At 69.4% G+C, this 17,730-nt stretch carries 13 protein-coding genes; 6 read left to right on the top strand and 7 right to left on the bottom strand.

Going from position 1 to position 17,730, the window contains the following annotated elements:
* Positions 1-3: 3 nt before the first annotated feature.
* Positions 4-2,238 (bottom strand): POTRA domain-containing protein, encoded by a 2,235-nt coding sequence (locus VMD91_12050; protein ID HTW84795.1) that lies wholly within the window; start codon positions 2,236-2,238, stop codon positions 4-6.
* A 214-nt stretch (positions 2,239-2,452) separates the two neighbouring features.
* Here VMD91_12050 and VMD91_12045 point away from each other — a divergent pair, with 214 nt between their 5' ends.
* Entirely contained in the window at positions 2,453-3,007 is a 555-nt protein-coding gene (locus tag VMD91_12045) for a hypothetical protein (GenBank protein HTW84794.1), read from the top strand.
* A gap of 13 nt (positions 3,008-3,020) precedes the next feature.
* Here VMD91_12045 and VMD91_12040 read toward each other — a convergent pair whose 3' ends face one another.
* The 6 genes from VMD91_12040 to dnaA all read right to left on the bottom strand — a co-directional run bounded on the left by VMD91_12040 (position 3,021) and on the right by dnaA (position 15,472).
* The gene (locus VMD91_12040; protein HTW84793.1) at positions 3,021-8,252 is read right to left on the bottom strand and encodes a translocation/assembly module TamB domain-containing protein; all 5,232 of its coding nucleotides are present in this window, start codon (positions 8,250-8,252) and stop codon (positions 3,021-3,023) included.
* Between the two features lie 115 nt (positions 8,253-8,367).
* Positions 8,368-10,266 (bottom strand): DNA topoisomerase (ATP-hydrolyzing) subunit B, encoded by a 1,899-nt coding sequence (gyrB, locus tag VMD91_12035; protein ID HTW84792.1) that lies wholly within the window; start codon positions 10,264-10,266, stop codon positions 8,368-8,370.
* A 33-nt stretch (positions 10,267-10,299) separates the two neighbouring features.
* The gene (locus VMD91_12030; protein HTW84791.1) at positions 10,300-11,151 is read right to left on the bottom strand and encodes a DUF721 domain-containing protein; all 852 of its coding nucleotides are present in this window, start codon (positions 11,149-11,151) and stop codon (positions 10,300-10,302) included.
* Positions 11,145-12,215, bottom strand: a complete 1,071-nt coding sequence (recF, locus tag VMD91_12025) for a DNA replication and repair protein RecF (protein HTW84790.1) — start codon at positions 12,213-12,215, stop codon at positions 11,145-11,147. The genes VMD91_12030 and recF overlap by 7 nt, the downstream gene beginning before the upstream one ends.
* A gap of 61 nt (positions 12,216-12,276) precedes the next feature.
* Positions 12,277-13,392: a DNA polymerase III subunit beta gene (gene dnaN / locus VMD91_12020; GenBank protein ID HTW84789.1), complete on the bottom strand. Its 1,116-nt coding sequence runs from the start codon at positions 13,390-13,392 to the stop codon at positions 12,277-12,279.
* A 373-nt stretch (positions 13,393-13,765) separates the two neighbouring features.
* Positions 13,766-15,472 carry a chromosomal replication initiator protein DnaA gene (gene dnaA / locus VMD91_12015; GenBank protein ID HTW84788.1) on the bottom strand — a complete coding sequence of 569 codons (1,707 nt, stop codon included), beginning with the start codon at positions 15,470-15,472 and terminating at the stop codon, positions 13,766-13,768.
* 47 nt (positions 15,473-15,519) lie between these two features.
* Between dnaA and rpmH the strand changes: the two genes are divergently transcribed.
* The 5 genes from rpmH to VMD91_11990 are packed head-to-tail and all read left to right on the top strand — an operon-like array spanning position 15,520 to position 17,722.
* Positions 15,520-15,654, top strand: a complete 135-nt coding sequence (gene rpmH / locus VMD91_12010; protein ID HTW84787.1) for a 50S ribosomal protein L34 — start codon at positions 15,520-15,522, stop codon at positions 15,652-15,654.
* 4 nt (positions 15,655-15,658) lie between these two features.
* Positions 15,659-15,982 (top strand): ribonuclease P protein component, encoded by a 324-nt coding sequence (gene rnpA, locus VMD91_12005; protein HTW84786.1) that lies wholly within the window; start codon positions 15,659-15,661, stop codon positions 15,980-15,982.
* Positions 15,979-16,212, top strand: a complete 234-nt coding sequence (yidD, locus tag VMD91_12000) for a membrane protein insertion efficiency factor YidD (GenBank protein HTW84785.1) — start codon at positions 15,979-15,981, stop codon at positions 16,210-16,212. The genes rnpA and yidD overlap by 4 nt, the downstream gene beginning before the upstream one ends.
* Positions 16,213-16,217: 5 nt before the next feature.
* Complete coding sequence (locus tag VMD91_11995) at positions 16,218-17,093, top strand: YidC/Oxa1 family membrane protein insertase (protein ID HTW84784.1); 876 nt, start codon at positions 16,218-16,220, stop codon at positions 17,091-17,093.
* Complete coding sequence (locus tag VMD91_11990; GenBank protein ID HTW84783.1) at positions 17,090-17,722, top strand: R3H domain-containing nucleic acid-binding protein; 633 nt, start codon at positions 17,090-17,092, stop codon at positions 17,720-17,722. The genes VMD91_11995 and VMD91_11990 overlap by 4 nt, the downstream gene beginning before the upstream one ends.
* Positions 17,723-17,730 lie beyond the last annotated feature (8 nt).

The raw sequence follows: 17,730 nt of genomic DNA, 5'->3' as shown, positions 1-17,730 counted from the left end.
GGTCTAGAAACTCTGGCCGATGCCGAACGAGGTGTGCGTTCCGAGGCTGCCCTTGGCGAAGTCGAGGCGCAGGGTATGCAGCCCGAGCTGCGGGACGTCGAAGCGGACACCCACGCCGACGTCACCGTGCCAGGTGTAGTTCGCGAGAGCGGGATCGAACACCCCGCCCAGCGTCGCTCCGCGGATGCGGACCGCGCCGTCGTCGCCGAAGGTCACGATCGAGAACTTGCGATCCTTGGTCAGCGGGATGCGCAGCTCGATCTGGCCGAGCAGCTCGTCGGTCCCGTAGAAGGGGTCCTCGTAGCCGCGCAGCTGCTGGTCCGAGAAGATGAACAGTTTGTTCGTCGGCAGCGCGCCGGTCGAGCTGCCGTCGACGCCGTGGATGCCCAGCGTCCAGCCCTTGCCGATCGGGAAGAACTTCGCGACGTCGGCCACGAGCAGATCGTAGTGGAAGGCCGAGCCGAACGACGGTTCGCTCAGCTCGTCGCTGAGGTTGACGAGCCAACCGCGGGTCGGGTTGAACACGTCGTCGCGCGAGTCGGCGCCGAACCCGAACACGACGCTGTGCAGCGGATAGGCCTTGGTCGAGTCGATCTCGGCGATCGACGGCGCGACCACGCCCAGCGCGTCGCTGGCGGTGTTGCAGCCTTCGAACTCGTTGACGCAGCCGGACAGCTCGTTGCCGGGGTTCGAGGTGAACGCGTACGGCAACGGGACCGTCGCCTGCGAGGCGACCGACTCGATGTTCAGGCCGCCGCTGACGTGGAAGATGTCGGTCAGGCGGCGCCCGAGGTTGACGGTGATGCCGCGCGAGCTGGTCTGATAGGTCGAGATGATCCCGTTGACCAGCGAGTACTGGGTCGCGTTGGGCGGCACGATCGCGACCGGAATGCCGGTCGTCGGGCAGGTCACGTCGACGCCCGAGCCCGCTCCGCAGTCGTAGTAGACCGGATAGTAGTTGGTCTGCGACTGATCGAAGATCGTCGCGCCCAGGCTGTACTTCTGCGAGGCCGGCGTGTTGCCCAGGTACGGAATCGTCGCCGAGAGCTGCGCGTCGGAGATGCGCGCGCCGCGCTCGATGCGGATCGCGCCGCCGTCGCCGGTGCCGTTGATGTTGTTCTGCTGGTACGAGAGGTTGCCGGTCAGACCGGTGCCGGTGATACCGCCCGAGTAGCCGGCGCCCAACGTCGCGGTGCCGGTGCGCTGCTCCTTGACCTGCCAGTTCAGCGTGACCAGGCCCGGCCGCTTGGGATCGGGTCCGGGCTTGGCCTGGAAGTCGATCTTCTCGAAGAAGCCTAGGTTGTTGAGGCGGTCGTAGTCGCGGCGCAGCGCGCTGTCGGTCACCACCATGCCCGGCCGCAAGCGCAGCTCGCGGCGGATGACGTCGTCGTGCGTCTTGGTGTTGCCGGTGATCTCGATCGCGCCGACGCGCAGCACGCTGATCGTGTAGCGCACGTCCGCGGTGCCGGTCTTCTCGTCGATCGTGGTCGGATCGACGCCGGCCTCGAGGTCGCCGATCTTGAGATCGTACTTCTCGTAGAGCGCCTTGAGCGCGTCGTAGTCCTTGTCGCGCTGCTCGTCGGAGAACGGGCTGCCGGGCTTGGTCACGAGCGCGGCCTTGATCAGGTTGGGCGGCAGCAGCGGGTCGCCTTCGGGCGGCCCGGTGATGATGACCTGACGAACCGTCAGGCCTTCTTGCAGCTTGAGCGTCAGCACGCCGTCGGGCGTGATGTTGACGTCGACGACGTGCGAGGGCACCTGACCGCCGAAGCCGATCTTGTTGTAGTAACTGTTGATCTTCAGGACGTCTTGCTGGTACGTCGAGATGTTGAAGACTTGGCCGACCGCGGTGTCCATCAGCGCCAGCAGCGTGTCGGCCGAGACGCTCTTGTTGCCCTCGAAGTGAATCGCGGTGACGACCGGATTCTCGATGACGCGGAAGGTCACGGCGACGCCGTCGGGCCGCTGGCGAATCACCGGCGGCGCCTGGTCGGCGAAGAAGCCGAGCGCGGCGATCGCGCGCAGGTCCTCCTGCACGACCGCGGGATCGAACGGATCACCGACTTTCGTGCGAACGACCGCGAGAATTCGATCGGTCGGGACGTGGGTGTTGCCGGTAACCGTGACCGAAACGACCGTAGGTGCTGCGTTGGCCGCGTACGCCTGAGGCGCTAGGAGACCAAGGAACGCGAGCACGGCGAGCATCAGGCGCGACGCGCGGCGAAACCGTTCGAACAAGCGGGAGACGTCCTTCGTGACGAAGCTGAGGACCGCGGGGGCGCGGGGCGACCGCCGGTCGGCGTGGATGACTGGAGTAACGCGCAGCGGGGGGCGCGCGTTCCCGGTCCCCTGGGTACGACGCTCCCGGCCACAGGCCTTTAGAGCAGGCCGCTCCTGCCAATCCGATCGTACCGATGGACAGCCCGGTGCGGACGGGGCTATATTCGCTCTGATGCGCACTGCCGAACGCCGCCTTGCCATCTGCGCGTGGCTCGCCGCGGGCGTGCTGGCCGCATGCGGGCCGACCACCGCGCCGCCGCGCGATCTCGCGGTACCGACCGCGACGCCGACCGCGACCGCGACGCCGACCCCGCGGGCGAGCGCGACGCCCACCGCCGCGCCGACACCCACGCCGACACCGACATCCACCCCGACGCCCACGGCGACACCGACGCCCACGCCCACGCCCACGCCCACCCCGACGCCGAGCCCGTTGACCGCGAACCCCACCTCGCTCGCGCTGAGCGGGACCGGTCCGACGTTCGCGTTGACGACGCAAGTCCAAGAGCTGAGCTACGGCGGCGCCTTCAACGAGAACGACACGTGCTCGGGGGTCGCCGCCGTCAGCCCGAGCGCGGGCACCGGTCCCGCGCAGACGTTCACGGTGACCGGCACGGCCGCGGGGACGTGCAGCGCGACCATCTCCGACGCGAACGGGCAGCACGTCACCGTCGCGATCACGGTGACGACCGGATCGGTGGGCGTCGAGGCGCGCCGCCGGCGCTGACGACGACCGCGCGCTACGGGTACTTGCGCACGATCGAGAACTGGAAGCCCTGGCGGCCCGAGAGCGCCTGGATCCCCTGCACGCGCACCAGGCTGTAGAACGGCGAACCGCCGTAGGTCTCCGGTAAGTACGACGGCACGCCGGACTGCTCGAAGAAGTTCAGGTCGATCGAGGTCGCCGCGTCGGGCCGCGCGGTGAAGCCGACCGCGGTGCGGTTGGGGCGGGTGAAGTTCTGACTCAGGCTGGCGTAGATGTCGCGTTTGCCGATCTGCTTGAGCAGCTCGACGCCGATGCCGCCGCCGTAGTCGACGGTCAGCTCGACGTCCGAGAGCCCCGACGCACCGATCAGATAGCGTTCGATCGGCGCCAGGAAGCGCGCCGTCAGCTGACCGTTGAGGATCGAGAACGCCTCTTGGTTGAACGAGATGACGCCGGCCTGATAGACGGTCACGCCGGGCGGCAGCAGCGGATCGTTCTCGCCCGGCGCGCCGCGCAAGAACACGCCGTTCTGCTGTTGGCCGAAGTTGATCGCACCGAACACCGACGCGTCGAGCAGCAGCCCGACGATCTGTTCTTGCGAGTACGGCGGGCTCGAGGCGAAGGTGATGCCGCCGCCGGTTGCCAGCTCGTCGGCGTAGCCGCGCACGGTGATCGTGATGTCGGCGCTGCCGATCGCGTTGCGGGTCGGGTCGGGGTCGGGGTTGCTGATGTGCGCGAAGGCGCGCAGGTCGAGGAACGGATCGAGGCCGCGTTCCGGGTCGAAGGCGACCGTCGCCTGTTGCACGCGGAAGGCGCGGTTGTAGGTCGAGACGACGCCGCCCGGCGTCGCCGAGAGCTTGCCGTCGAGCGTCGGCGCGGTCAACGTGCCGCCGATCGTCAGCCCGCCGGTGACGCCGACGTCGATGAACGGGTTCTGCGATTGCACCGCGACGTTCTTGCCGACGTCGGCGACCAGGTTGAACGCCAAGTCGAACGGCGGTCCGACCGACTGTCCCGTCTTCGCGCCCGCGCCGGTGGCGAGCCGTAAGATCGTCGCGAACGGGATCGAGGTGTTGCTGACCGTGACCTTGCCGCTGAGCTCGGGCAGACGCGGGCCGCTCTTGAGCGTGAGGTCGCCGTCGAACATGCCGCGGCCGAACTGCGGCGCGTCGATGCGCGCGCCGCGCGCGGTGATCGAGATCGAGTAGCCGCGCGCGCGCACGCCGCCGAACGGCAGATCGAGCTGACCGCTGCCGTCGACGGTGCCGCCGCCGACGTCGGCGTGCAGCGCCTGCAGCGCGACGCTGGTGCCGGAGAACGCCAGCTTCGCGACGCCGTCCTTGATCGGCGCGGTGTCGAGCTGCGAACGGTAGCTGCCGCCGCTGAGCGCGATCGTGCCGGCGACGCGCGGCGCGCGCGGTGTCCCTTCGATCGCGAGCCGTCCGTCGAGCGTGCCGCCCAGCACCGTCTGCGGTCCCGGGACGAACCCGCCGAACGGCGCCAAATCCAGGTCGTCGAGCGCCAGCGTGAACGAGAACGGCCCGTTCGAGAGCATCGGCCGCGCGTTGCCCGCGCTCGGGAGCCTGAAGGGGAGCGAGCCCGCGACCAGCACGCTGCCCTTGGCGAAGGTCGCCTCGGCGTCTTGGATCTCGAGCGTCGTCCCGTCATAGGCCGCGCTGCCGAGCACGCGCGGCACCGAGAGCGTCGCGTAGTGCGCGTCGCTGAGCGCGAAGCCGATCGTCGCGCGCGGCGCGCGGCGCGTCCCGCGCACGACCAGGTCGGCCTGCAGCGCGCCGCCGATCGGCGGGCGCGCGGCCTTCGGCCGCAGCGTCGCGAGCGCGACCGCGATGTCCGGCACGTCGGTCTGCAACGAGAGATCGAGCGGATCGTTCAAGCCGAAGCCCGCCGAACCGCTGGCGTTGAAGCGCGCGAAGCCCAAGTCGGCGGCGCCCTCGGAGAGCACCACACGGCGGCCGTCGCTGCGTGCGTGCAGTTGCGCGCTGGCGATCGACAACCCGTCGACGCGTCCGTTCTGCAGGCTCGCCTGAACGTCGGCGGCCAGGCGCGGCCAACGGCCCGAAACGCTGCCGGAGGCGTCGACTTGGCCGAGCACCGGCACTTGCGTGAAGCCGAGCGCCGGCAACCAGGTCGGCAAGTCGACGTCGGTGAGCGCGAACGAGCCGCGATAGTCGGCGCGCCGGAAGGCGGTGACCGGGTCGCCCGACGCGGCCACCATCGTCCCTTGCACGCGGCCCGCGCCGCCCGGCCCGTCGACCGACGCGCTGGCGGTGATCGTGCGGGCGCGGGTCGACCAGGTCGCATCGGTCGTCCCGATGCGGAACCGCTGGAACCGCAGCCCGGTCAGCGCGACGCGCCCGTAGCTGCGCGCGCCTTGTCCGTCGTCGCTGAACGCGATCGCGGCGCGGCCGCGGCCATCGAGCATCTCGGCCTCGTCGAAGTAATCGTCGAAGTCGGCGAGGTCGAGGTCGGCGCTGCGCGCCTGGACGAACAGCGCGCTGCCGGCGTAGCTGGCGTCGAGCGCGACTTGCGTCGAACCGACGGTGATGGTGCCCGCGCTGGCGTCGATGCCGGCGGGGCTGGCGACCACCTGCGCGCTCGCGTCGCGGAAGGCCAGGCCGTTGTACGAGCCTTCCGACGCCGTGACCGTCCCGGCGATCCGTGGGCGCGCGCCGCTGCCGCCGACGTGCACGCGCGCGCTGAACGATCCTTCGAGCGTGTGGACCGGCAGTCGCGCGGTGCGCGCGACTTGGGCCACGTCGCCGATCGGAATGCGCGCGCGCAGGTCGTAGGCGTCACGGGCGCCGATCCCGGTCACGTTGCCGTAGAAGTCGCCGTAGGTGTCGCCCAGCGCACCGACGCCGTGCCGGATGTGCGCGTTCGTGCCGTTCAACGCGAACTCGGCGCCGCCGCTGATCGGGTACCCCGCGGCGCGGCCGTCGCTCAGCGCGACGACACCCTCGAAGTGCGGTCCGTCGCGCAGGTCCGCGCGGCCGAAGATCGCCAGCGCGCCGGCGTCCAACGGCAGGCCGGCCGGCTTGAGCGCCGACGCCGGCGCGCCCGGCACCGACACCAGGAACGGGCCGCCCAAATCGGCCGCCGCGACCGGGCTTTGCGCCACGGTCCCGTCGGCGGCCACGATGCGGATCGTCTTGCCCTGGATCTCGATCGTCCCGGCCATCTGCTCGAGCGGGATGCCGTGCACGGTGCCGCCGCGCAGGTCGACGCCGGCCGTCTGCACGACGACGCGGTTGCCGATCACGGCGGTGCGCAGCTCGCCGTGCACCGGGCCGCGCGCGTGCGCGCCGGGGACGAATCGATCGAGCGCGGCCAGATCGCCGTCGTAGTTGCCTTCGAACGCGACCGTGCTCTGGCTGACGGCGCCCACGCCGTTGAAGTGCCCGACCGGCCCCGCCACCGCGATGTTGCGCATCAGCAGCTCGTTGAAGGTCCCGCCCAGCTCGACGCTGCCGTTGCCGAGCGCGACGCCGAAGGCGCGCACGTCGCTGCCGGCCACCCGGCCCGCCAAGCCGAAGGTGCTGGGCGTGCCGGCCGCGGCCAGGTCGCCGTCCAGCACCCCCGAGATCGGCGGCAGGCCGGGAAGACGGACCCCGGGGAGCGCCGGCGCGCGCTTCGCGGCCAGCCGGTACCGGCGCACGTGCAGCCAACCCGCGCTCGCCGAGATCGGCCGCTCCAGCTGGAAGCCGCCGCTGAGCGTCGAGCCGTCGGCGCGCGCGAACGCGAACGGCCCGAACGTCCCCACGCCGAACTGGTCCAAGTCGAAGGTCGCGCCGCCGGTCGTCCCGCCGTCGAGCGCCAGCGTCCCGCGCGCGTCGAAACCCGCCTTCGGCGGCTGCTCGACGATCGCGGTCAACCCAACGTGCGCGTCCGGCGCGACCGCGTCGGTATACGGAAACTGCGCGCCCTCGCCGGACGCGTGGACGATGAACGTCAGCCGGTCACCGGCGCCGGCTTTGCCGATGTCGACGTCGCCGCCGAGCATGATGTGCGCGTGGCCGAACTGCGCGTCGAAACCGTGCAGCACGACCGCGTTCGCGGCGTAGTCGACGACGCCGTTGAGTCCCTCGAACGGATAGCGGTCGTAGGCCAGTCGCGGCGCGTTCACCCAGGTGCGGATCAACGGGTTGCTGAGCTGCGAGGCGATCAGGGTGCGCAGGTGGATCGGGCCGCGCAGCGGCAAGCGGTTCGCGAACGAGAACAGCGTGCGCAACTGCGCGACGTCGCCGTCGGCGGCGATGCCGAAGCGAAACGTCGGCACGGTGAACAGCCCGTAGAGCGCACCGCGGCCGCGCAGCGGGATACCGGCCAGCTCGCCGCCGACCGACGGGAAGGCGACCGCGCCGTCGGTCAAGATCAACGGGCCGTGCAAGTCGCGAATCGGCCGGCTCAGCGCGCCGACCGCGATGCGCGCGCCGGAGAACGCGGCGCTGCCGCCGAGCTGATACGCGAACGACTCGCCCGCTTTCGGCGCCAGCGCGTACGCGTCGACGTCGACGTCGTCGACCAGCCCGTCGTCGAACCGCACCGCCTTGGTGTGCACCAGGAATCCGAGCACGCCGCGGATCGGCAAGTGCGCGGCGCGGATGCGATCGAGCGCGATTCCGCGCGGGACGTCGATCAGCACCCGCACCGAGAGCGGGTAACGAGCCAGCGGCGCGCCGGCGTGCGGACGCGCGACCAGGATGCCGTCGATCTTGGCGGTGGTGCGCGCGTCGGACTTCACCGACGCGTCGAGCGAGAGATCGTCGATCGTCTGCACGGCCAGGTCGCGCGCGTTGGGCGCTTGATCGACCAGGCGGATCTCACCGTCGCGCAGGCGAGCGGTGAAGTACAGCGGTGCGGCGGCCTGACGCGTGGGCGGCGGCGGGGCCGCCGGCGTCCCGCCGGGGCGGGTGAAGGTGAGGCTGCCGTCCGTATGCCGGGTGATGGTCAGGACCGGGCGCTGAATCGCGATCGCCGCGAAGCCGTAGCGGTGCGCGCCGCCCGGGAAGATGTCGCGCAGGGCGTAGTCGACGTCGACGCGCTCGGCCGAGAGGACCGGATCGCCGTTCTTGACGACGTGCACGTTGAAGAACGTCCCGTGCGACATGCCCAGCCGCTCGTCGCCGATCCGGACCTGGTAGCCCGTCGCCAGCGAGACGATCCCTTCGATCAGCGCGCGCGCGATGAGGTGACGCGCGAGCACGACCGCGATCAGCAGCGCCGCGACGACGGCGGTGAGGATCACCGCTCTCCGCGACGCCTTCAGGCCGACCACCGCTTCCGTCGTCCCCGGGGGCGCATGGCGGCAAACCTTCGTGCGCGCTGTTCATCGGGACCTGGAAGTCCCGATGAACGCGGCCTTAAAGATCTAGGTTACGTACCGTGCGCGCGTACTCTTGGATGAAGGCCTTGCGCGGCTCGACCTTCTCGCCCATCAACTCGGTGAAGACTTTTTCGGCTTCCTCGCTGGCCTCGTCGAGCTCGACCCGCTTGAGCCGGCGCGACTGCTGGTCCATCGTCGTCTCCGCCAACTGCTCGGCGTCCATCTCGCCCAGCCCCTTGAACTGCTGGATGGTGAAATCTTTGGGGTCGTCGCCGTTGAAGATGCCCTGCAGCTCGGCCTCGGTGAAGGCCCACCACTGCTTCTTGCCCTTCTTCACGCCGTACAGCGGCGGCTGCGCGATGTAGACGTAGCCGTTCTCGATGAGCGGCTTCATCTTGCGATAGAAGAACGTCAGCAGCAGCGTGCGGATGTGCGAGCCGTCGACGTCGGCGTCCGTCATGATGATGATCTTGTGGTAGCGCAGCTTGGCCACGTCGAAGTCGTCGCCGAAGCCCGCGCCGAGCGCGGTGATCATCGTGCGGATCTCTTCGTTGGCCAGCATCTTGTCGATGCGCGCCTTCTCGACGTTGAGGATCTTGCCGCGCAGCGGCAGGATCGCTTGCACGTTGGGATCGCGACCGCCCTTGGCCGTGCCGCCGGCCGAGTCGCCCTCGACCAGGAACAGCTCGGAGAGCGCGGGGTCCGTCACCTTGCAGTCGACCAGCTTGCCCGGCAGCCCGCTGCCCTCGAGCACGCTCTTGCGGCGCGTCAGGTCGCGTGCCTTCTTCGCCGCTTCGCGCGCTCGCGCGGCCTGCATGCACTTGTCGACGATCGCGCGCGCGACTTTGGGATTCTCCTCGAGGAAGAAGTCCAGCCGTTCGCTCACCAGCGAATTGACGATCGGCCGCACCTTGGCGTTGCCGAGCTTGGTCTTGGTCTGGCCTTCGAACTGCGGCTCTTGCAGCTTGACCGAGACGATCGCGGTCAGCCCTTCCATGCAGTCGTCGGTCGAGAGGTTGGCGTCGGCTTCCTTGAGCATGCCGCGCTTGCGCGCGTACTCGTTGACCTTGCCCGAGACCGCGGTGCGGAACCCGGTCAGGTGCATGCCGCCTTCGATCGTGTTGATGTTGTTGGCGTACGCGTACACGACTTCGTTGTAGCCGTCGGTGTACTGCAGCGCGCACTCGACCATCACGTCGTCGCGCTCGCCGTTGGTCGAGATGACCGGCGTGAGCGCTTCTTTGTTCTCGTTGAGCCACTCGACGAACGAGACGATGCCGCCCTCGTAGCAGTACGTGCGCTCCTTGACTTCCTCGGGGCGTTCGTCGCGCAGCGTGATCGCGAGCTTGCGGTTGAGGAACGCCAGCTCGCGCAGCCGTGATTCGAGCGTCTTCCACGAGTAGTCCAGCGTCTCGAACACCTCGGGATCGGGCTTGAACCACTGGAAGGTCCCGGTGCCTTCGGCGCGACCGAGCTTCTTGAGCTTCTGCGTCGTGATGCCGCGCTCGAAGCGGATCTCCCATTCCCAGCCGTCGCGCTTGACGCGGGTGATCATCCACTCCGAGAGCGCGTTGACGACCGAGATGCCGACCCCGTGCAGGCCGCCCGAGACCTTGTAGCCGCCCTTGCCGAACTTGCCGCCCGCGTGCAGGATCGTCATCACGACCTCGACCGCCGGCAGCTTCTCCTCGGCGTGCAGGTCGACCGGGATCCCGCGCCCGTCGTCCTGGACGCTGCACGAACCGTCCTTGTGCAGGACGACCTTGATCGTGGTGGCGTAGCCGGCGAGCGCCTCGTCGACCGCGTTGTCGACCGCTTCGTAGACCAGTTGATGGAGCCCGCGATCGGACGTGTTGCCGATGTACATGCCGGGCCGCTTGCGAACCGCCTCGAGCCCTTTGAGGACCTCGATCTGTTCGCCCGTGTATTCGTTCATCCGACAGGTAGTCTTCGCCGTCGAGGCCTCATTTCACTCGGAACCGGTCTCGATCGCGCGCACGAAGTCGAACAGCTCGCCCAGCGTATTGCGGCGCAGCGGCGAGTCCAGCTCCAGCCGGGTCGGCTCGATCCGCGTCTCCAGCAGCACCAGCGAGCTGGCCAGCTTGCGCAGCCGCACCCGGTCGATCGGTTGGCGCAGCTTGTGCAGCTTGTTGGCCCGCACCAGCTCGTCCCACCACGAGCGCAACAACCGCTTGCGGATCGCGTCGTACGCCTCCGGCGTCAACCCCTCGACCAGCACCAGCACCTCCTCGGCGCTCAGCCACGGCGCTTCGTAGAGCAGGCGCTCGCAGGCGAAGGTACGCCGCCGGCGGACGTCGTCGCGACAGGGCGTGCAGGTCGGACCGGCGTCGACCGGGGCGTCGCAGAGCGTGCAGAACGTCCCGCCGGCGGCCTGGTGGGCGCTGCGCGCATGATCGACGGCTCGGCGCAGCCGCGCCAGTGCCTCGTCGAGCGTCTTGGCCGGTGGCTGGGCCGGCGCACCGGCGCCCGCGCCGCGCCGCGGACCGCCGCGCCCGCCGGCGCCGGCGGTCCGGCTGCGAATGGTCCCGACGCGAAAGCGCAGCCGCTCCAGCGTGCGGGTCGCGGGCAACGCGCGCAGGCCGCGCACGATCTCGGGCTCGAGAAAGGCCAGCTGGTGCGACCAGGCCGGCGAGGTGGTCAGCACGACCAGCACGTCGCGCTCGAGCGCCACCGGGGTCGCCGCGCGGGCGACGTCGGCGCCGACCAGGTCCGGCCACGCCGCCCGCACCGCCACCAGCGGGTCACCGCCGGCGTCGGCGCGCGGCCGCCAGCCGTCCAGGACCTGCCCGAGCTTCAGCACCGGCTCACCGCCGCGGCATGGATCGCCCAGATCGCCGCCCCGCCCAGATCCGGCGGCACCTCGGTCGCGGTCAGGAAGGCCTGTTCGTAGCCCGAGACGGCGCCCAAGAACCCCGCCGCGCGGTCGGCATCGAGCTCGCTGAGCACGTCGTCGAGCAGCAGAATGGGCGCGTCGCCCGTGCGGGTGCGCATCACGTCGTATTCGCCGACCTTGAGCGCGAGCACCGCCGTGCGCTGCTGCCCTTGCGAGCCGAACGCCGCCAGCGGCCGGCCGTCGACCAGCAGCCGCAGGTCGTCGCGGTGCGGCCCGACCAGCGTCGTGCGCCGGCGCAGCTCGGACTCGACGTGCGAAGCCAGCGCTTCGCCGACGTCGCCCTCGGGGCTGGCCGCATAGGTGACCCCGAGCCGCTCGCGGGTGCCCGCCCAGCGCCCGTAGATCGCCGCGGTCGCCGCCGCCAGCTCGTCGACGAACGCGCGCCGCGCCGCGATCAGCGCGCTCGCGGGCCGGATCAGCTCGTCGTTGTAGGCCAGCAGGAGCTCGCGGTCGGGCGCGATCGCGCCGCGCAACAGCGCCGCCTTCTGCTGGATGATCTTCTGGTAGAGCGCGAGGTCGCGGTAGTAGGTCGGCGAGAGCTGCGCCAGCGCGCCGTTGAGGAACGAGCGCCGCAGCGCCGGCCCGCCCGCCACGAGCTGCAAGTCGGCCGGCACGAACGTCACCACGCGCGTGCGTCCGAGAAAGCGCCCGAACCCGACCGCGCCGCCGTTGACCTCGAAGCTCTTGCGCACCCCGACCGGCGTGCGCGCGATCGTGCAGCGCAGCAGCATCTCGCCGGCGGCGACGCGCGCTTCGCCCGCGACCTCCGCGCGCTCGGCGCCTTCGCGAATCAGCTCGGCGTCGCGTTTGGCGCGAAACGACTTCCCCGTCGCGAGCATCGCCAACGCTTCGAGCAAGTTCGATTTGCCTTGCGCGTTCGCGCCGACCAGAACGTTGAGCCCCGACTCCGGCGCGAAGTCGAGGCTCTCGTAGTTCCGAAACGCTCCGAGCCGCAGCCGTTCGACTTTCATGGTCCCCAGGCGTGGTGATCGAAGCCGCCGACGTGCTCGAGCGCATCGAGCGGTCCCACGGCTACTGGCGCAGCGGCATCAACACGTAGAGCTGTTCGCCGCCGTCGGCCGGTTCGAAGGGACGGATCGCGGCCGGCGAGAGCGGGCCCAAGAACTCGAGGATCGTCTGCGGCGAGTCGACGTGGTTGAGGATCTCGACCAAGTAGCGCGCGTTGAACGCGATCGCCAGATCGTCGCCGGTCTGCTCGACTTCGAGCTCTTCGTAGGCGTTGCCGGTGACGTCGGACTTGGCGGTGATCATCAGCGTCTGGTTGGCGACTTCGAGCTTGACCATCGAGGCGCGGTCGCCGGCGACCAGCTCGGCGCGGCGCAAGCCGCCGATCAGCCCCTGCGTGTTGACGACGACGCGGCGGTCGAACTTGGCCGGGATCACTTGCTGGTAGTTCGGGTACTGCCCGTCGACCAGCCGCACGACGATCGAGGTGGTGCCGGCGGTGAACTGCAGCTGATTGGCCTGCGCGCCCAGGGCGGTGACCTCGACTTCGTCGGCAGTGCCCAGATTGCGCGCCGCCTCGTTCAGCGCGCGGGAGGGGACGATGTACCGCGCGCTGCCCTCGATCGGCCGGTCCAGCGTCGAGGTCCAGCGCGCGAGGCGGTAGCCGTCGGTCGCGACCAGCGTGATGCGGTCGCCGTCGAGCTCGAGCAGCGTGCCCATCAGCACGGCGCCGCGCGCCTCTTCGCTCGACGCCGCGAAGATCGTCGCGTTGACGCCGTCGCGGAAGCGTTTGGCGCCCAGCGCGAAGCTCGCGCCTTTCTGCGCCGCCGGCAGCGGCGGGTACTCGTCGGCCGGGAGCGCGTGGAAGTCGTAGTTCGAGCGTTCGGCTTTGACCGAGGCGCGCGAGGACGAGCCGGTCAGCTCGAGCAGGCCGGCCGGTAAGTTGCCCAGGTAGCCGCTGAAGAGCTTGGCCGGAACGGTGACGGCGCCGGCCTCCGCGATCTCCGCCGGGAAGGACTGTTCGAGCGTCAGCTCGAGATCGGTCGCGCGCACGCGGATGCCGTCGTCAGCGGCGGTCAGCAGCACGTTCGAGAGGATCGGCACCGTCGTGTGCGCGTTGACGACCTTGCTCGCGGCGCCGACGGCCGAAGCGATGTCCTTGGTACTGCACGTGAACTTCACTGATCCACCGTCCCGACGCGGTCTGGGCGCCGTGTCATAAGTTAAAGAAGAATCGTCGTACTAGCAGTAAGGCGGTGCACAGCGGGGACAAACGCCTTCCGCCATGTGCCGCAGGGGTTCGCGGTCCGTCGAGGGTGTGGACCCGGTCCGTCCCGTGTCCCCGCTATCCCCGTCACACGCGACGATCCCGTTTTTCCACGGGGCATAGGGTGCCCTGTGCCCAGCGCGGGGAGGGAAAGGTGGATTGGGCAGGGCCGGCCTCCCCACCCATCTGCGACACGCTGAGAAAAAGAAAGGCCCGCCACTTGTGGCGGACCGCAGCGCAGCGAGGACCGCGAAGGCTTCAGCGCTCGTTCAGAGCGATGAAGCCACCTCATTCCGTCTGGATCTGGGAGACCAGCGAGCGGACCTTGTTGCGGAACGCTTCGTCGGCGTCCATCATGTCGGCGATCTTGTCGCGCGCGTACATCGCGGTCGTGTGGTCCTTCTTGCCGAACTCGCGCGCGATCTGCGGCAGTGACGCGCCGGTGAGCTGCCAGGCGATGTACATCGCGATTTGGCGCGGCAGCGTCACACGCTGATCCCGGCGCTGCGCCTCCATCTCCTTGATCGAGATGCCGTAATGTTTGGCGACGCGTTCTTTGATCAAGGGAATGGTGACGCGGTGCATCGGGGCCTGGGCCACGGCGTTCTTGAGAACCTCGGAGGCGAGCTCCACCGTGATCGCGGACTTCGTCAACGACGCGAACGCGACCACGCGGATGAGCGAACCCTCAAGTTCTCGGATATTCGACGGGATAACCTTGGCGATAAATGCCAAGACTTCGTCCGGAACCGGTACTTTCTCGGTCTCGGCCTTCTTGCGCAAGATCGCCTCGCGCGTCTCGAAGTCCGGCGGCTGGATGTCGGTGAGCAGGCCCCATTCGAACCGCGAACGCAGCCGCGACTCCAAGGTTTGAATCTCCTTGGGCGGGCGGTCGCTCGATATGACGAGCTGCTTTTGCGCTTCGTGCAGCGAGTTGAAGGTGTGGAAGAACTCCTCTTGGGTCTGCTCCTTGCCCTCGAGGAATTGGATGTCGTCGATCAAGAGCACGTCGACGTGCCGGTAGCGGTTGCGGAACTCGACCGTCTGATTGTTTTTGATCGCGATGATGAACTCGTTGGTGAACTTCTCCGAGGAGACGTACACGATGTTGGCGCTGGGATTGTGCGCCAGCACGCGGTGCCCGATGGCATGCATCAAGTGCGTTTTGCCCAGCCCCACGCCGCCGTACAAGAACAGCGGGTTGTAGGCCATCGCCGGCGCGTCGGCCACCGCCAACGCGGCGGCGTGCGCGAACCGGTTCGAGTTCCCGATGACGAAGTCGTCGAAGGTGTAGCGCGGGTTGAGGTGCCCGATGCGCAGGTCGTCGGTCGGGGCCGCTTTGGCCGCCGGGACCGCGGTTGCCGGCGTATGGGTCTCGGCCCCCGGATCGACGACCACGCGCAGCGCGACCTCGGCGCCCAGCAGCTCGTGCAGGACGGCGGTGATGTCGCCCTTGAGCCGGTTCTCGACCCAATCGCGGGCAAACGTCGTCTGCACCGCCAGGACGATCTCCGAGGGCGTGAGGTCGACCAGCCGCATCGGCTTGAGCCACATTTCGAAAACCGGTTTGTTGTACCGAGGCTCGAGCCGGTCGAGTGCCGCGGTCCAAAGATCCTGTGGCACCGTCGTGCTGGTCTGGTTCATACCGTTACCGTCCACTGCATGATCCGCCCAGCAGGCAAACGTCGCTGGGGGAGAATGAGCAACGGGGATTGGCCCGGCGGGGGAGGCTTCCTGCGCGGTTTTCCCCCGGACTTCTCCACTTATCCACAGGCGGGCCGGTCGCGTCCGGCCGAGGTCCGCCCGACGTATCCACCACTTTCCCCGGCTCTCGAAATACGGCAGGAACCCGCATCGCAGCGGCATCCGCGACGCTTGCCCCTCATGATTCATCCACAGCCCTCTCCACCGCTGTGGACAAGTCGCGAACGATTCGCAGAACGCCGCCTTTCCTTGACGCTCGGGGGCCCGAGCCCGTATACTGACGTGTCGCACCCGACGGGGCAGGCCTGGCCGCGCCCCAGCCTAGGAGTACTCGTTCCGTGAAGCGGACCTATCAGCCGCACAACCGGCGCCGGAAGCGCGTTCATGGCTTCCTCGCCCGCATGCAGACGAAGAACGGCCGCCGCGTCCTTGCCGCGCGCCGCAAGAAGGGGCGTCACCGCCTGGCGGTGTGATCCCGTGCGGGCCTACGACTCCCTGCGGCGCCGAGGCGACTTCAGCCGCGTCACCCGCCGGGGGAAGCGGGTCGCCGGACCATACCTGACCTGGTTCCTCGCCGATGGGCGAGGCCGCAGCCGGGTCGGGATCACGGTGGCCGGGACCGTCGGCGGTGCGGTCGTCCGCAACCGCCTGCGCCGCCGCCTCAAGGCGATCCTCGACCGCTACCCGCTGGCCGCGCCACCCTGGCGCGACATCGTCGTGATCGCGCGGCCGGGCGCCGGCGAGCTGGGCTTCCCGGTCCTCCAGGGCGAGGTCGCCCGCGCCCTCGGCGCCGCGGCATGATCGGCTCGGCCCTCCTCGGCGCGCTGCGCCTGTACAAGCTTCTCGTCTCACCCGTGCTGCCGCCGGCGTGCCGCTTCGCGCCGACCTGCTCGGAGTACGCCAGCGAGGCGATCCAGAAACACGGGGCCCTGCACGGCGGTACGATGGCGGTGCGCCGTCTGCTGCGTTGCGGACCCTGGCATCCGGGCGGCTTCGACCCGGTCCCCTTGCGCATTCGAAAGGCCCCCTGACGCCCGTGCTCGCCACCAACGTCTTCTTCGACCCGCTGGTCCACGGGCTCGGCAACGTGTTGACCGGGATCCACGCGGTGATCCCGTCCTACGGCTGGGCCCTGATCGTCCTCGCGCTCGTCGTTCGCATCGTGCTGTGGCCGCTGGCCGCGATGCAGTTCCGCTCGATGGCGGAGATGCAGAAGGTGCAGCCGCTGATCGCGCAGATCCGCGCCAAGTACAAGAACGATCAGCAAGCCCAGAACCAGGCGATGATGGCGCTCTACAAGGAGCACAACGTCAACCCGCTGGCGGGCTGCCTGCCGATGGTGATCCAGTTCCCGATCCTGATCGGGCTGTACTGGGCGATCCAGTCGCGGATCAGCGACTTCACCACCGAGCACTGGCTGTGGATCGGCTCGCCGATGGCGGCGGCCGTCAACGGCATGCTGCACTACACGCTCTTCGCGAGCAGCCTGGCGGTGCCGGACATCTTCCTGCTCGTGCTCTACGTCGTCTCGATGTACTTCACCGTGCGGTACGGCAGCCCGCCCTCGCAAGATCCGCAACAGGCGCAGACGCAGAAGATCATGGCCTTCGTCTCGCCGGCGATGATCGCGTTCTTCGGCTTCAAGTACCGCTGGGCGTCGGCGCTGTACATCTACTGGCTGGCGACCAACGTGTTCACCGTCGCGCAGCAGTTCTACATGTTCCGCAAGTTCGGCATCGGCTTGGGCGGCAAGGCGCTCGCGAGCGCGAACGCCGCGCCGGCCGTCGCCGAGAGCGGCAACGGCAAGAAAGCGCTGCAGGGGTCGCCGGCCCGACCGGCCGGCAAGGCCGACGGCGATGCGGCCACCAACGGGAAGCGCACCTACCGCGCGAAGAAGCGGTCGCGGCGATGAGTCACGAGGATTTCGAAGGCGGACGCCGCCGTTCGGGCGGGCGTCGGCCCGGTAGCCGCCCGGCCCCGCGCCGCAGCGGCAGCGAGGGCGAGGGGCGACCGCGCCGCAGCGGACCGCCGCGCGGACCGATGCTCGAGCCGGCGACGCCGTCGGTCGAGCCCGAAGCGGCGAAGCCGGCCCGCGCGCTGCTCGAGGAGATCCTCGGCAAGATGGGACTCGACGACGTCGAGATCGTCTACATCGCGCGCAGCGAGGGCGAGTACTTCGAGGTGCGCGGGCCCAAGCTGGCCGCGCTGATCGGCCGCGAAGGCAAGACGCTCGAAGCGCTCAACCTGATCTACAACAACATCATCAACGCCGGCTCGCGCAACAACCGGCACTACTACACGATCGACGCCGAAGGCTACCGCGCGCGCCGCGCCGATCAGCTCAAGACGTTGGCGCTGGCGACGCTCGAACGCGTCGTGCGCGAGCAGCGGCCGATCAAGCTCGAGCCGATGCTGCCCTCCGAACGCAAGATCGTCCACCTCGCGTTGGCCGACTCGCCGTTCGTGCGCACCGAGTCCGAAGGCGTCGAGCCGGAGCGCCGGCTGGTGGTGTTCCCGAAGGACGCGCCGGCCGCCGAGTAACGGCGGAC

It is taken from the genome of Candidatus Sulfotelmatobacter sp. (assembly GCA_035504415.1).
Classification (GTDB): Bacteria; Vulcanimicrobiota; Vulcanimicrobiia; order Vulcanimicrobiales; family Vulcanimicrobiaceae; genus Vulcanimicrobium.
Note: the sequence above shows the minus strand (reverse complement) of the source record. Positions and strands in the feature narration are given on the sequence as shown.

What these genes read in the sequence shown, in the direction of transcription:
- VMD91_12045 (HTW84794.1), top strand. Translation starts at nt 2,453, where the DNA reads ATGCGCACTGCCGAACGCCGCCTTGCCATCTGCGCGTGGCTCGCCGCG.
- gyrB (HTW84792.1), bottom strand. Translation starts at nt 10,266, where the DNA reads ATGAACGAATACACGGGCGAACAGATCGAGGTCCTCAAAGGGCTCGAG.
- recF (HTW84790.1), bottom strand. Translation starts at nt 12,215, where the DNA reads ATGAAAGTCGAACGGCTGCGGCTCGGAGCGTTTCGGAACTACGAGAGC.
- yidD (HTW84785.1), top strand. Translation starts at nt 15,979, where the DNA reads ATGATCGGCTCGGCCCTCCTCGGCGCGCTGCGCCTGTACAAGCTTCTC.
- VMD91_11990 (HTW84783.1), top strand. Translation starts at nt 17,090, where the DNA reads ATGAGTCACGAGGATTTCGAAGGCGGACGCCGCCGTTCGGGCGGGCGT.